Origin of the sequence: Streptomyces wedmorensis, assembly GCF_000716445.1 — a bacterium.
GTDB classification, from domain to species: Bacteria; Actinomycetota; Actinomycetes; order Streptomycetales; family Streptomycetaceae; genus Streptomyces; species Streptomyces wedmorensis.
Genome location: NZ_JNWK01000005.1, coordinates 15,532 through 29,345 on the forward strand (window position 1 = coordinate 15,532; position 13,814 = coordinate 29,345).

Here is a 13,814-nt window from a genome sequence, read left to right on the forward strand (position 1 = left end):
TACCGGCGGCTCGCGGTCGTGAAGCGGAGGTACGGCCCCCGGGGTCGTACCCCGGCGCCGGGGTACGACCCCGGTCAGGCGCCGACGTACTGTGCCAGGTGCTCGCCGGTGAGGGTCGTGCGGCGGGCGACGAGGTCGGCGGGCGGGCCCTGGTAGACGATGCGGCCGCCGTCGTGTCCGGCGCCGGGGCCGAGGTCGATGATCCAGTCGGCGTGCGCCATGACCGCCGGGTGGTGTTCGACGACGATGACGGACTTGCCGGAGTCGACGAGGCGGTCGAGCAGGCCGAGGAGCTGTTCGACGTCGGCGAGGTGGAGGCCGGTGGTCGGCTCGTCCAGGACGTAGACGCCGCCCTTCTCCGCCATGTGCGTGGCCAGCTTGAGGCGCTGCCGTTCGCCGCCGGACAGGGTGGTGAGCGGCTGTCCGAGGGAGAGGTAGCCGAGTCCGACGTCGGAGAGCCGTTCCAGGACGCGCTGCGCGGCCGGGGTGCGGGCCTCGCCGGCGCCGAAGAAGTCCTCGGCCTCGTCGACCGGCATCGCGAGGACCTCGCTGATGTCCCGGCCACCCAGGTGGTATTCGAGCACCGAGGCCTGGAACCGCTTGCCCTCGCAGTCCTCGCAGGTGGTCGCGACGCCGGCCATCATCGCCAGGTCGGTGTAGATGACGCCGGCGCCGTTGCAGGTGGGGCAGGCGCCCTCGGAGTTGGCGCTGAACAGCGCCGGCTTCACGCGAGCCGGCGACGCCGGTGACCACGCAGAGCACGCCGAGCGGGACGTCGACGTCGACCTTCCGCAGGTTGTGGGCCGTCGCGCCCCGGATCCGCAGGGCGCCGGAGGGCTCGCGCACGGTCTCCTTCAGCGCGGCGCGGTCGCCGAAGTGGCGGCCGGTGACCGTGTCGCCGGCCCGCAGCCCCTCGACGGTGCCCTCGAAGCAGACGGAGCCGCCCGCGGTGCCGGCACCGGGACCGAGGTCGACGACGTGGTCGGCGATCGCGATGGTCTGCGGCTTGTGCTCGACGACGAGCACCGTGTTGCCCTTGTCGCGCAGGCGCAGCAGCAGGTCGTTCATGCGGTTGATGTCGTGGGGGTGCAGGCCGGTGGTGGGCTCGTCGAAGACGTAGGTGACGTCGGTGAGTGAGGAGCCCAGGTGGCGGATCATCTTGACGCGCTGGGCCTCGCCGCCCGAGAGCGTGCCCGCGGGCCGGTCGAGGGAGAGGTAGCCGAGGCCGATCTCGACGAACGAGTCGAGGGTCTCGCGGAGTGCGGTGAGGAGCGGGGCCACCGAAGGCTCGTCGAGGCCGCGCACCCACTCGGCGAGGTCGCTGATCTGCATCGCGCAGACGTCGGCGATGCTCTTCCGCTTGATCTTCGACGACCGGGCGCCCTCGGCGAGGCGGGTGCCGTCGCACTCGGGGCAGGTGGTGAAGGTGACGGCCCGCTCCACGAACGCCCGGATGTGCGGCTGCATCCCCTCCTTGTCCTTGGCCAGGAACGACTTCTGGATCCGCGGGATCAGCCCTTCGTAGGTCATGTTGATGCCCGCGATCTTCATCCTGACCGGTTCGTGGTGGAGGAAGTCGGACAGTTCCCGCTTGGTGTACCTGCGGATGGGCTTGCCCGGGTCGACGAAGCCCGACTCGCTGTAGAGCCGGTGGTTCCAGCCGCCCGGGGCGTAGCCGGGGATGGTGAGCGCGCCGTCGTCGAGCGACTTGGCGTCGTCGTAGAGCCGGCCGAGGTCGATGTCGGAGACCGTGCCGCGGCCCTCGCAGCGCGGGCACATGCCGCCGGTGCGGCTGAACGTCGCCTTGACGGCCTTCTGGGCGCCGCGTTCGACGGTGATCGCGCCGCTGGCCCGCACGGACGGGACGTTGAAGGCATAGGCGCCGGGCGGGCCGATGTGCGGCCGGCCGAGGCGGCTGAAGAGGATGCGGAGCATCGCGTTGGCGTCGGTGGCGGTGCCGACGGTGGACCGGGGGTCGGCGCCGAGGCGCTGCTGGTCGACGATGATCGCGGTGGTCAGGCCTTCGAGCACGTCGACCTCGGGACGCGCGAGCGTCGGCATGAAACCCTGCACGAACGCGCTGTACGTCTCGTTGATCAGCCGCTGCGACTCGGCGGCGATCGTGTCGAACACCAGGGAGCTCTTGCCCGAGCCGGAGACGCCGGTGAAGACGGTCAGCCGGCGCTTCGGGATCTCGATGCTGACGTCCTTGAGGTTGTTCACCCGCGCCCCGTGCACGCGGATCAGGTTCTGCCGGTCGGCGGCGTGCGGTGCGGCCTCCCCCGTGGCCGCCCTCGCGGCGCCGGACTTCGCGGTACCCGCCCGCGCGGCGCCGGACTTCGCGGTCCCCGCCTTCGCGGCGCCGGACTTCGCGGCGGCCCCGCCGGTGCCCGTCCTCGCCGCGCCGGACTTCGCGGCGGCGGCCCTGCCGGTACCCGTCCCTGCGGTGCCCGTCCTCGCGGTGTCCGTCCTGCGGGCCTTGGCCATCGTGTCTCCCTCCGCCGGGCGGGCCGGAACGTGAGCGGTCACGTACCGCCGCACCCGGCACCGGGGGGCGCGCGACGCACCCCGCCACGCTAACCGCGGTCCGGGGGACGCGCTTGCCGACGGCCGGCCGGTCCGGTCACCCGCTCCGCCAGGGATACCGGGGCGGCGTGGGCAGGGCGTCGGTCACATAGCGCTCGGCGGCGTGCACGGCCTCGTGTGCGGTGCGCTCTCCCATCAGGACGCACAGGGTGTACACCGTGTCCTCGAAGCGCCGGCGGGCCGACAGGTCGCACGGACTGGCCAGCACGGTCCGCTCCTGGGTGCGGTAGTGCCGGAGCAGCCGGTCGACCGTGTTCCTGTCGGGCAGCAGCATGACGTTTTCTCCTGTCTCCTGCGTCGCTCCATATTCCCGGCCATCGGCCACCCTCGCGACCGGCACGGGCACGTTGAGTGACGAGGCACCCCCGGCGGGGCGCTCCGGGTGCGCTCCCGCCGCCCATGACGGAGGGTCGAGGACATGAACCCGAGCACGATTCAGCGGGTGGTCGTCACCGGCGCCACCGGCAATGTGGGGACGAGTCTGGTACGGATCCTGGCGGCCGAACCGCGGGTCGAATCGGTCCTGGGCCTGGCCCGGCGACGGCCGGGACTGGAGTTGCCGGGCGTGGAGTGGGCCGAGGTGGACCTCTCCCGGGACGGCGACGAACCGCGGCTCGCGCAGTACGTCGCGGACGCGGACGCGGTGGTCCACCTGGCCTGGCGGTTCGGTCCGACGCACGACCCGGTGGAGACCTGGCGGACCAACGTGCTCGGCGCGGTGCGCGTCTTCGACGCGGTCGCGGCCGCGCGGGTGCCGGTGCTCGTGCACGCCTCCTCCGTGGGCGCGTACTCCCCCGGCCCCGAGGGCGGCGCCCCGGTGTCCGAGGCGTGGCCGACGCACGGCTGGCCGGGCGCCGCGTACACCCGGGAGAAGGCCTATCTGGAGCGGGTCCTCGACACCTTCGAGCGCGACCATCCGCAGATCCGGGTGGTACGGATGCGTCCGGCGTTCCTCTTCAAGGAGGAGTCGGCGAGCGGGCAGCGGCGGATCTTCGCGGGGCGGTTCTTCCCCGGCCAGCTGATGAGGCCCGAACTGCTGCCGCTGCTCCCGGAGTTCGAAGGACTGCGGTTCCAGGTCCTGCACACCGACGACGCCGCGGACGCCTACCGGAGGGCGCTCCTGCAGGACGTCCGCGGCGCGTTCAACCTCGCCGCCGAGCCGGTCCTCGACGCCGCGACGCTCGGCCGGCTGCTGAACGCCAAGCCCGTGAAGGTACCGGCCGGCGCGGTGCGCGGCGCCCTGTCGGCGGCCTGGCGCCTCCGGCTCGTCCCGGCCTCCCCCGGCCTCTTCGAGGCACTCCGGCACCTGCCGCTGCTCGCCACCGAGCGGGCGCGGCGGGAGCTGGGATGGGAGCCGTCGGCGACCGCGGAGGAGGCCCTGTCGGCGTTCCTGCGCGGCGTGAGGGCGGGCACCGGCGACGACACCGCCCCGCTGGCCGGCCACCGGATCGGCTGAGCCCGGGCCCGTGAGGCGTGGAACGCCGGCCGAGTCCGGGTCCGTGCGCCGTCGGCCGGGCCCGGGCCCGGGCCCGTGAGGCTCGGGCCGTCGGACGTGTCGTGCCCTGCGCGCCGCCTCGCCGGGGGCCGTCAGCTCGGGCCGGCCGACCAGTCGACGATGCGGATGGCCGCGCCCGCCGCCTCGCGGCCACGGCAGTGGGCGCGGTGGTGGCGCAGGACGGCGTCGATGTCGAGGTTGCGGGCGAACTCGGGCCGGGCGGCCAGACGTTGGGCGTAGGCCCAGAGCGCCGGGTGTCCGGCGACGCGGTCCATGGCGGCGGCGTCCAGGTGCCAGCGGTGGACGGTGTCGAGCTGGACGAGGGTGACCCAGACGTGCACGTCGGCGGCGGTCGGCGCGTCACCGAGCACGTACGGCCCGCGGGCGAGCCGGCGTTCCAGGCGGCCGAGCGCGGAGAAGAGGACGGTCAGCGGGTCGCGGTGGGCGGCCTCGCCGTCGATGCCGAGTTCACCTGCCCGCTGGGCGGCCCGGTTCACGCTCCGCTCGCACAGGTCCGCGATCGCGTCGATCTCACGGCGCCGCGCGCTCGGCAGCAGGTCGGGGCCGTCGCCGCGGAAGCGGAGGGCGAGGTCGCGGAGGATGTCGGGGACGTGGGTGCTCACGATCCGTCCGGTCCAGCCGTCACTCAGGACGGGCGCGGCGGCCGGGCCGTCGTAGAGGTGGGCGCTCGCCTCGTACAGCGGGCGGAGGACGGCGTATCCGCCGTCGGGCGTGTCGGGGGTCTCGGGCAGCACGGTGAGCGGGAGCGTGTCGTCGAGGCCGAGCAGGGCGTGGGTGACGGCGATCCTCAGACAGCCGGGTGTCGACGGTGCCACGTGGAGGCGGTAGCGGTACGGGACGGCGTAGTGGCCGCTGGCCGCGTCGCGGCCGATCCGGCCCCGGAAGGCGGGCACGGCGGAGGCGGGCAGGAGCGAGGACGGGACGACGGACATGCTTCTCCCTTGAGGGTGCTCGGTGCCGGGTCCGGCCGACTCCACGCGGTGCCGGTCGCGGAGGCACGACGAACGGCACCGGCACGCCGGCCGGGGGGCAGAGGTACGGGAAGGAAGTGCGGGCGGACCCGGGCGCGTTGCCCCACCGGACGGACCGGGCGGACTCGGGCACGATGACCCACCAGGCGGACCGGGCGGAACCGGGCACGATGACCCACCGGACGGACCGGGCAGGCTCGGGCAGCTGGACCCACGGCCGGTTCGGGCGCGTCGCCCACCCGGCGGACCGGGCAGGGGCGGGCACCTTGACCAGCGGACGGCCCGGCGGCGCCGGATCCGGTCCGCCCGGAGGACTACGGGCGGGGCGGTGGGGCGGAGGCCGGGTGGGGGATCCGGGTCCTGTTCGGCCCGGACCCGCCGGACAGGCCCTAGGCGGCGCTGCAGACCCGCAGCAGATCGATGTGGCGGCGGGACGTGAGGGGCAGGGAGCGCGGGAGGGGCGCGGCGTGTGACGTGTCCCGCCGGCCGCTGCGTCCCATGGTTGCCTACCTGTTCGCTCGGATTTCCCGTCCATGAGTGTCCGGCGGGCCACCGGCGGCGTCAAGGGTGCGGTACGGCCCGGCTGTCGGGCGGCGATCCGGCCGGTCGGCGTCGTGGGCCTCCCCTGGGCCGCAGCTCGCCCGGCGGTGTGCGGGCATGTCGTCGCGCCCGTACGGAATAATGCGCGCATGCGCATTTCAGCCAGGGCCGACTACGCGGTGCGGGCAGCCCTCCAGCTCGCGGCCTCCCAGGATTCGGGGCCGCTGAAGGCCGAGGCCATCGCCGAGGGCCAGGGCATCTCGCACAAGTTCCTGGAGGGGATCCTCGGCGACATGCGCAAGGGCGGTCTCGTGCAGAGCCAGCGGGGCGGCAACGGCGGCTACTGGCTGGCCAGGCCCGCGGAGACGATCTCGGTGGCGGACGTCATCCGCTGCGTGGACGGGCCGCTGGTCTCCGTCCGCGGGGAGCGCCCGCCGGACCTGTCCTACACCGGCCCGGCCGAGTCGCTGCTGACGCTCTGGATCGCCCTGCGGGCCGGCGTCCGCGAGGTGCTCGGGGTGTCGCTCGCCGAGGTGGCGGCGGCCAAGCTGCCGGCCGGGGTCGTCGCACTCGCGGACGACCCGGAGGCCTGGACCAACCCCTGACCCGCGGATCGAACCTCCGCCGAGCCGCGTCGACTTGACGTCATCCCACTGATCAAGACACCCCTGTCCAAGCCGTGGACGCCTCTTGGGGTGGGCGCCTCACGTCTGCCACTATCCCTACTATTCCAGTGGGAATACGAGAGATCAGGTGAGGTGACGTGAGCACGCCGAGGAAATCGCCGAAGAGACCCGCCCCGCGCACCACCTCCGCACCGGTCGTCCACCCCGTCGACCGGCCCGCCGACGACGAGATCTGGCGCCGCGTCACCCGCGAACTCGCCGACGACCTCGCCGTCGACGCCCTCGCCAGGGACCGTGCGGGCAAGGCACCGTTCGACGAGGTCGCCCGCCTCCAGGAAGCCGGGCTCCCCGCCCTCCTCACGGCCCCGGGACCGGCCCGGCGCGGCGCCGACTGGCGCGCCGCGTGCGCCGTGGTGCGCGAGATCGCCGCCGCCGACAGCTCGGTGGGCGAACTCCTCGCCCACCACTACGCGCTGTCCTGGAGCAGCCGCTTCTTCGGCCCGGCAGCGGCGGAGGAGCACCCGCCCGGATCGGCCCCGGACGAGGACGGCGGCGACCCGACGACGCCGGCGGAGACGCTCACGCCGGGCACCGGGCGGACGGCGGGCGCACCGCACACCGCACGGCCCCCTCTCGCCCTCGACGTCTGTACGGCCGAGGAGCGCTGGCTGCTCGCCGGCGGCATCGAGCCGGCGCGGGGCGAGGCCGAACCGGGACTCACGCTCACGCCCGCCGCAGGCGACGGCTGGGTCCTCGACGGCCGGCGCTCGTTCGCCTCCGGCGTGACGGTGGCCGACCGGCTGGTCGTCGGCGTCCGGCCCGGCGGCACCGGCGATCTGCTGGTCGTCCTGGTGGACCCGGCCCACCCCGGGGTGTTCACGGACGCGGGAACGGACCGGGTCGGGCAGAGGCTCGCCGGCGCGGGGACCGTCACCTTCGACCACGTGCCGGTGGCACCCGAGCACGTCCTCGGCGCACTCCCCCACGACGAGCACGCCGTCGCCCCGTTCGCCACCCTCGCGCCGCTCGCCCTGCGACTGCTGCTCGTCCAGGTCGGACTCGGCATAGCCGAGGGCGCGCTCGCCGAGGCCCGGGACATCAGCCGCGCGGGGCAAGCGGGTCCGGCACCGGCCGACCTCGCGGACGGCACGATCGTCGCGGACGGGTCCGCGACGGGCGGTGTCGGGGACGACCCGTACCTCCTCCTCGCGTACGGGGAGCTGGCGACCGCCGCGCACGCCGCCGCCGCCGTGGTCGAGCGGGCGACGGACGCCCTGGCGCGCGGGCTGCTCGCCGGGCGGTCGCTCGGCCCGGAGGAACGCGCCGACATCGCCGTCCTCGTGGCGGCGGCCGAGACCGTCACCGGCCGGGCGGCCGTCCACATCACCACCCGCATCCTGGAACTCGTCGACACCGGGACGGGTCCCGACCCCCGGGGCGGCGGACCGGGCTTCGACCGCTTCTGGCGCAACGCCCGCGCCCTCACCGCCCCCACGCAGGCGGCCCACCGGCTCCGGGACATCGGGGACCACTACCTCAACGGCACCCACGCGCGACTCACCCTCCGGGCCTGAGCGCGCCGCCCCGCGCGGCCGGAACGGCGTACGAAGGGACGGACGGTCCGGCATGTCGGGACGTCCGGCCCTCCCGTCAAGCGGCCGATGGGCCCAAGCTGGAGACAACAGGGCCCGGCCGCCTGGCGGGCCCGTCACCGCGCCGACGGAGGCAGCCTGATGAGTCGTGAGATCGTCGCCGGAGTGGACGGCTCCCCCGAGAGCCTCGCGGCGGCCGACTGGGCCGCCCGCGAGGCCCTCCACCGGGGGCTTCCACTGCGGCTCGCCCACGCCTGGCGCTGGGAGCCCCTCGACATCCCGCTGGTCCAGGACCCCGAGACCCAGCAGCGCGCGGCGTTCACCGTCCTGCGCGAGGCCGAGGCCACCATCGCGGCACGCCACCCGGACCTCACGCTCACGTCCGAGGTGCTCCCCGACACGCCGGTGGCCGCGCTGCTCGGCACCGAGGAGCGGGCCGAGATGCTCGTCATCGGTTCGCGCGGCCACGGCGCCGTGGCCGGATTCCTGCTCGGCTCGCACGGCCAGCAGATCATCGCCGCCGCCACCCGCCCCGTGGTGGCCGTCCGCTCCCGCGACGGCGAGCAGACCGAACCGCCCGCCGGACACGTCCTGGTCGGGCAGCACGGCGACCCCGAGGACAGCGCCGCCGCCCTGGGCTTCGCCTTCGCGACCGCCGCCGCGCGCGGGGCGTCGGTGCGGGCCGTCCGCGCCTGGAGCCTGCCGCCCCTGTACGCGTACAGCCCGGCCTCGATGCGACTCGCCGACGAGGCCGGCGGGCTCGTGCCGTACGAGGAGAAGGCGCTGCGCGAGGCACTGGCCCCCTGGCGTGAGCGGTACCCGGACGTTCCGGTGACCGAGCACGTCGAACTGGGCAGCGCGGGGCAGGTGCTGCTCTCGTCCTCGGGATCCGCCCGGCTCCTGGTGGTCGGCCGCCGGGCCCGGCGCGGCGCGATCGGACCGCGGATCGGTTCCGTGGCGCACGCGGCGCTCCATCTCGCGCCCTGCCCGGTGGCGGTGATCCCGCAGGGCTGAAAGGCTCGGACGCGGGTTGACGCGTCGGGTTGACGGAGAGTGTCGGGGCGGCCCGGGGCGGACAGTGTTACCGCCGTCGCCCCGGTGGCTCTCCCGGCACCGGACCTCCGGCGACCTCGGCGAGAGAGCGGAGCTCCATGCGGCACAACGATCGTCCCGGCCACCACGACCATCCCGCGCCCGCGCGCGGCCGGCACCGCGGGAGCGGCGGGGCGCGCCGCCGGGCGTCCCACCCCTCCTTCCGTGCCACCGTCGCGCTGACCGGGGCCGCCGCCCTGCTCGCGGTGGTGACGGGAATGTACGTGGCGGCGCCGGCCCCGGCCGTCTCCGCGGCGGTCGCCCCGGCGGCGGCCGGCGGCGAGGCCCGGCAGTTCGTCGAGGAGGTCGTCGAGCTCGCCAACACCGAGCGGGAGAGGGCGGGTTGCGGACCGCTGCGCTCCGAGAACCGCCTGCGGACCGCGGCCCAGGGCCACGCCGACGACATGGCGGCCCGCGACTACTACGAGCACCACACCCCGGAGGGCCGCGACGCGGGCGACCGGATCACCGGCGCCGGGTACGCGTGGTCGACCTGGGGCGAGAACATCCACCGCGGGCCCAGGACCCCGGCCCACGCGATGGAGGACTGGATGAACAGTCCCGGCCACCGGGCGAACATCCTCAACTGCGCCTTCAGGGACATCGGCGTCGGCGTGACCCTGACCTCCAACGGCCCCTGGTGGGTGCAGGACTTCGGCGCCAGACGCTGATCCCGGAGCGGCGGCGTCAGGACGCGGGGGCGGCCAGCTTCTGCACCCAGATCGTGCCGCCCGGCCCCGGCACCGACGCCACGCCGGTGTCCCGGTAGCGGCAGTCCAGCATGTTCTCCTCGTGCATCGCGCCGTCGGTCCAGTCGTCGACGACGTCCGCGGGGTCGGACGAACCGCGGGCCAGGTTCTCGGCCCAGGCGCTCCAGTCGTATCCGGCGGCGGTGATCCGCGCGTCCGCGAAGTCGCCCTCCGGGCTGCTGTGCCCGTAGTAGCCGCGCGCCGCCATGTCCCGGGCGTAGGCGCGGGCCGCGGCGACCAGTCGCGCGTCGGTGTGCAGCGGGCCGCAACCCGCAGCCGCCCGCAGCCGGTTGACCTTCGCGGTCACCCGTTCCTCGGCGGTGGGCCGGGGCGCCGGGGGCGTCGTCCTGGGGGGTCGGGGCGGCCGGGTGGTCGGTGCGGGGACGGCGACGGTCGCAGCGGGTGCCGGGGGCGGGGTGGTGGTGGCGGGCGGGGGCGCGGCGACGGGCCTGGCGGGCACCGGCCGGGTGTCGGGCTGCCGGGGTGCGAGGAGTGCGGCGGCCCCGAGGACGGCGACGGCCGCGGCCGCGGCGACGTACGCGCGCCGGGCCGGCGTCCACCGGGACACGGTCTCGAAGGCGACGGGCTCGGTGGCGAGGGACTCCGCGCCGCGCAGCACCCCGGCGGCGGCGAGCGGGGGCACCAGGCCGATGCCGACGAGCAGGCCCTCGACCGGGGCGAGTCCGCGGCGGCCGGTCACGCGTCCGGTGCAGGCGGCGCAGGGGCGCAGGTGGCGGGCGACGCGTTTGCGCCAGAGCGGGGAGGGGCGCCCGTCCCAGGTCGTGACGGTCTCCGCGAGTTCGGGGCACCGCGGTACCGCGTCCAGGGCGCGGACCACGGCCCGGCCGGTCTCCAGGCGTTCCTTCATGCGCTGGATCCGGACGGCGGCGTGCTGCGGGGAGAGGCCGAGGCCCTCGGCCACGTCGGCGCGGGTCAGCTCGCCGGCGGCCTCCAGCCACCACAGGGAGAGGAGTTCGCGGTCGTCCTCGTCGAGCCAGCGGGTGGCGCGGGCGACGTCGCGGCGCTGCCCGGAGAGGCCGAGGCGGAGGATGGTGAGCTCGGTGAAGTCGCCGGCCGGGTCGGCGAGGTCCGCCGCCCGGTCGAGGCCGGGTAGGGGCGCCTGCTGGCGTTCGCGCCAGCGGCGCCGTATCCCGTTCATGGCGATGGCGACGAGCCAGGAGCGGAAGCGGTCGGGGTCGCGGAGGCCGGTGAGGCCGTCGAGGGCGCGGACCATCGTCTCCTGGACGATGTCGTCGGTGTCGGCGTGGCCGTCGAGGGCGCGGCCGACGACGTTGTGGACGAGGGGCAGGTACGCGCGCACCAAGGCGTCCCTGGCGTGCGCGTCACCGGCCCTGGCCGCCTCCACCAGTGCGGTGGTGCGGGCCTCGTCGCTGTGCATGGATCTGCTCCCTCATCCCTGGTCCGAGTCCCCCGTAGTTCGGAGACCCGTGGGCGCGGGAGGGATAACACTTCTTCCGGTGGTGCCTGGGGACCTTACACCGGTGGCGCCGCGGGCAGGGTCGGGACCGTGGCCCCTTTGCCCTCCCGGACGGCTGCCACGACGGCGTCGTGCAGGTCGCGGCTCTCCTCCTCCGTCGCACACGGAACGGGACTGCCCGACATGGTGAACCAGTCGGACGCGCCGCTGTACTGCACGGCCACGCGTGCCTCTCGATCGGCAAAGGTCGTGTGCACGGTCAGATCGCCCGTGACGACTCCGGCCTCGTCGGTCAGCACCCCACCTCGCCCGGTGTACACACCGGCGGTCGTCCAAGATGCCCAACTCATCCATCCAGGTTCACACCAGGACGTGAGATGCGCCACCGACGGGACCGCCCCGGCCGGAGGAGTTCCGGCCGGGGCGGTGACGGTCACGCGCCGGTGCGGGCGACGCGTGCCGCGCCGGTTCAGGCGAGGGACGCGACGGCCTCGTTGAACGTGGCGGACGGGCGCATCACGGCCGCGGCCTTGGCCGGGTCGGGCTGGTAGTAGCCGCCGATCTCGGCCGGGGAGCCCTGGACCGCGACGAGCTCGTCGACGATCTTCTGCTCGTTGGCGGCCAGCGTCTCGGCGAGCGGGGCGAAGGCCTTGGCCAGGTCCGCGTCCTCGGTCTGGGCGGCCAGCTCCTGGGCCCAGTAGAAGGCCAGGTAGAAGTGGCTGCCGCGGTTGTCGATACCACCGAGGCGACGGGTCGGCGACTTGTCCTCGTTGAGGAAGGTGCCGGTGGCGCGGTCGAGGGTGTCGGCGAGGACCTGGGCGCGGGCGTTGCCCGTGCTGGTCGCGAGGTGCTCGAAGGAGGCGGCCAGGGCGAAGAACTCGCCGAGGCTGTCCCAGCGGAGGTAATTCTCCTTGACGAGCTGCTGGACGTGCTTCGGGGCGGAGCCGCCGGCGCCGGTCTCGAAGAGGCCGCCGCCCGCCATCAGCGGGACGACCGACAGCATCTTGGCGCTGGTGCCCAGCTCCAGGATCGGGAAGAGGTCGGTCAGGTAGTCGCGCAGCACGTTGCCGGTGACCGAGATGGTGTCCTCGCCGCGGCGGATGCGCTCCAGCGAGAACTTGGTGGCCTCGACCGGGGACAGGATCTTGATGTCCAGGCCCTCGGTGTCGTGCTCCGGCAGGTACTGCTTCACCTTGGCGATGAGCTGCGCGTCGTGGGCGCGGTTCTCGTCCAGCCAGAAGACGGCCGGGGCGCCGGTGGCGCGGGCGCGGGTGACGGCGAGCTTGACCCAGTCCTGGATGGGCAGGTCCTTGGTCTGGCAGGCGCGGAAGATGTCACCCTCGGTGACCTCCTGCTCCAGGACGACGTTGCCCTCGGAGTCGACGAGGCGGACGGTGCCGGCCTCGGCGACCTCGAAGGTCTTGTCGTGGGAGCCGTACTCCTCGGCCTTCTGCGCCATGAGGCCGACGTTCGGGACGGAGCCCATCGTCGACGGGTCGAAGGCGCCGTGGACGCGGCAGTCCTCGATGACGGCCTGGTACACGCCGGAGTAGCTGTGGTCCGGGAGGACCGCGAGGGTGTCGGCCTCCTGGCCGTCCGGGCCCCACATGTGGCCGGAGGTGCGGATCATGGCCGGCATCGAGGCGTCGACGATGACGTCGGACGGCACGTGCAGGTTGGTGATGCCCTTGTCGGAGTCGACCATGGCGAGGGCCGGGCCCTCGGCCAGCTCGGCCTCGAAGGAGGCCTTGATCTCGGCGCCGAGGCCGTGCGGGATGGCGTCGAGGCCGCCCAGGACGGTGCCGAGGCCGTCGTTCGGGGACAGGCCGGCGGCGGTGAGCACCTCGCCGTACTTGGCGAAGGTGTTCGGGAAGAAGGCGCGCACGACGTGACCGAAGACGATCGGGTCGGAGACCTTCATCATCGTGGCCTTGAGGTGCACGGAGAAGAGCACGTCCTCGGCCTTGGCGCGGGCGACCTGCTCGCTCAGGAAGGTGCGGAGCGCGGCGGCGCGCATGACGGCGGCGTCGACGACCTCGCCGGCGATGACCTTCAGCGGGGCGCGGAGCTCACTGGTGGTGCCGTCGGCGGTGGTGAACTCGAAGCGGAGGGTGTCGTCCTTCGCGATGACGACGGACTTCTCCGTGGAGGCGAAGTCGTTCTCGCTCATGGTGGCGACGTTCGTCTTGGACTCGGGGGTCCAGGCGCCCATGCGGTGCGGGTGGTTCTTGGCGTAGTTCTTGACCGAGCCGGGCGCGCGGCGGTCGGAGTTGCCCTCGCGCAGGACCGGGTTGACGGCCGAGCCCTTGATCTTGTCGTAGCGGGCGCGGACGTCCTTGTCCTGGTCCGTCTGCGGGTCGTCCGGGTAGTCCGGGAGGGCGTAGCCCTGCGCCTGGAGCTCGGCGATCGCGGCCTTGAGCTGCGGGATGGACGCCGAGACGTTCGGCAGCTTGATGATGTTGGCGCCGGGCGTCTTGGCCAGCTCACCGAGCTCGGAGAGGGCGTCGGCGATGCGCTGGCCCTCCTCCAGGAACTCCGGGAAGACGGCGATGATGCGGCCCGCGAGCGAGATGTCCCGCGTCTCGACCGTGACGCCGGCCTGCGAGGCATACGCCTGGATCACGGGCAGGAACGAGTACGTCGCCAGGGCGGGCGCCTCGTCAGTGTGGGTGTAGATGATGGTCGAGTCAGTCACCGGGTGCTC

10 protein-coding genes and 1 pseudogene are annotated in these 13,814 nt (G+C 74.2%); 5 read left to right on the forward strand and 6 right to left on the reverse strand.

Annotated elements, in window-relative coordinates:
* Nucleotides 1-74: 74 nt before the first annotated feature.
* Both OO54_RS41365 and OO54_RS04630 read right to left on the reverse strand, forming a co-directional pair.
* Nucleotides 75-2,247, reverse strand: a pseudogene (locus OO54_RS41365) (ATP-binding cassette domain-containing protein).
* 376 nt (nucleotides 2,248-2,623) lie between these two features.
* Nucleotides 2,624-2,860: a DUF5133 domain-containing protein gene (locus OO54_RS04630; RefSeq protein ID WP_051786707.1), complete on the reverse strand. Its 237-nt coding sequence runs from the start codon at nucleotides 2,858-2,860 to the stop codon at nucleotides 2,624-2,626.
* 144 nt (nucleotides 2,861-3,004) lie between these two features.
* Here OO54_RS04630 and OO54_RS04635 point away from each other — a divergent pair, with 144 nt between their 5' ends.
* Nucleotides 3,005-4,042, forward strand: a complete 1,038-nt coding sequence (locus OO54_RS04635; RefSeq protein ID WP_033201582.1) for an NAD-dependent epimerase/dehydratase family protein — start codon at nucleotides 3,005-3,007, stop codon at nucleotides 4,040-4,042.
* A 131-nt stretch (nucleotides 4,043-4,173) separates the two neighbouring features.
* On the opposite strand, the gene OO54_RS04640 is transcribed toward OO54_RS04635, so the two are convergent.
* Nucleotides 4,174-5,034, reverse strand: coding sequence for a glutathione S-transferase C-terminal domain-containing protein (locus OO54_RS04640; protein ID WP_033201583.1), 861 nt, complete (start codon nucleotides 5,032-5,034; stop codon nucleotides 4,174-4,176).
* Nucleotides 5,035-5,762: 728 nt separating this feature from the next.
* On the opposite strand from OO54_RS04640, the gene OO54_RS04645 reads away from it, so the two are divergent.
* From OO54_RS04645 to OO54_RS04660, 4 genes are all read left to right on the forward strand, one after another.
* A complete protein-coding gene (locus OO54_RS04645; protein ID WP_017242296.1) occupies nucleotides 5,763-6,218 on the forward strand; it encodes an RrF2 family transcriptional regulator in 456 nt (151 codons plus the stop codon).
* 158 nt (nucleotides 6,219-6,376) lie between these two features.
* Nucleotides 6,377-7,813, forward strand: coding sequence for an acyl-CoA dehydrogenase family protein (locus OO54_RS04650; RefSeq protein WP_033201584.1), 1,437 nt, complete (start codon nucleotides 6,377-6,379; stop codon nucleotides 7,811-7,813).
* A gap of 159 nt (nucleotides 7,814-7,972) precedes the next feature.
* Complete coding sequence (locus OO54_RS04655; protein ID WP_033201585.1) at nucleotides 7,973-8,845, forward strand: universal stress protein; 873 nt, start codon at nucleotides 7,973-7,975, stop codon at nucleotides 8,843-8,845.
* A gap of 137 nt (nucleotides 8,846-8,982) precedes the next feature.
* A complete protein-coding gene (locus OO54_RS04660) occupies nucleotides 8,983-9,594 on the forward strand; it encodes a CAP domain-containing protein (protein WP_078905041.1) in 612 nt (203 codons plus the stop codon).
* Between the two features lie 16 nt (nucleotides 9,595-9,610).
* Here OO54_RS04660 and OO54_RS04665 read toward each other — a convergent pair whose 3' ends face one another.
* The 3 genes from OO54_RS04665 to OO54_RS04675 all read right to left on the reverse strand — a co-directional run bounded on the left by OO54_RS04665 (nucleotide 9,611) and on the right by OO54_RS04675 (nucleotide 13,805).
* Entirely contained in the window at nucleotides 9,611-11,071 is a 1,461-nt protein-coding gene (locus OO54_RS04665) for a sigma-70 family RNA polymerase sigma factor (RefSeq protein WP_033201586.1), read from the reverse strand.
* A gap of 95 nt (nucleotides 11,072-11,166) precedes the next feature.
* Complete coding sequence (locus tag OO54_RS04670) at nucleotides 11,167-11,460, reverse strand: hypothetical protein (protein ID WP_033201587.1); 294 nt, start codon at nucleotides 11,458-11,460, stop codon at nucleotides 11,167-11,169.
* Between the two features lie 119 nt (nucleotides 11,461-11,579).
* On the reverse strand, nucleotides 11,580-13,805 hold the full coding sequence (locus tag OO54_RS04675; RefSeq protein WP_033201588.1) for an NADP-dependent isocitrate dehydrogenase: 2,226 nt from the start codon (nucleotides 13,803-13,805) through the stop codon (nucleotides 11,580-11,582).
* Nucleotides 13,806-13,814: the final 9 nt, after the last annotated feature.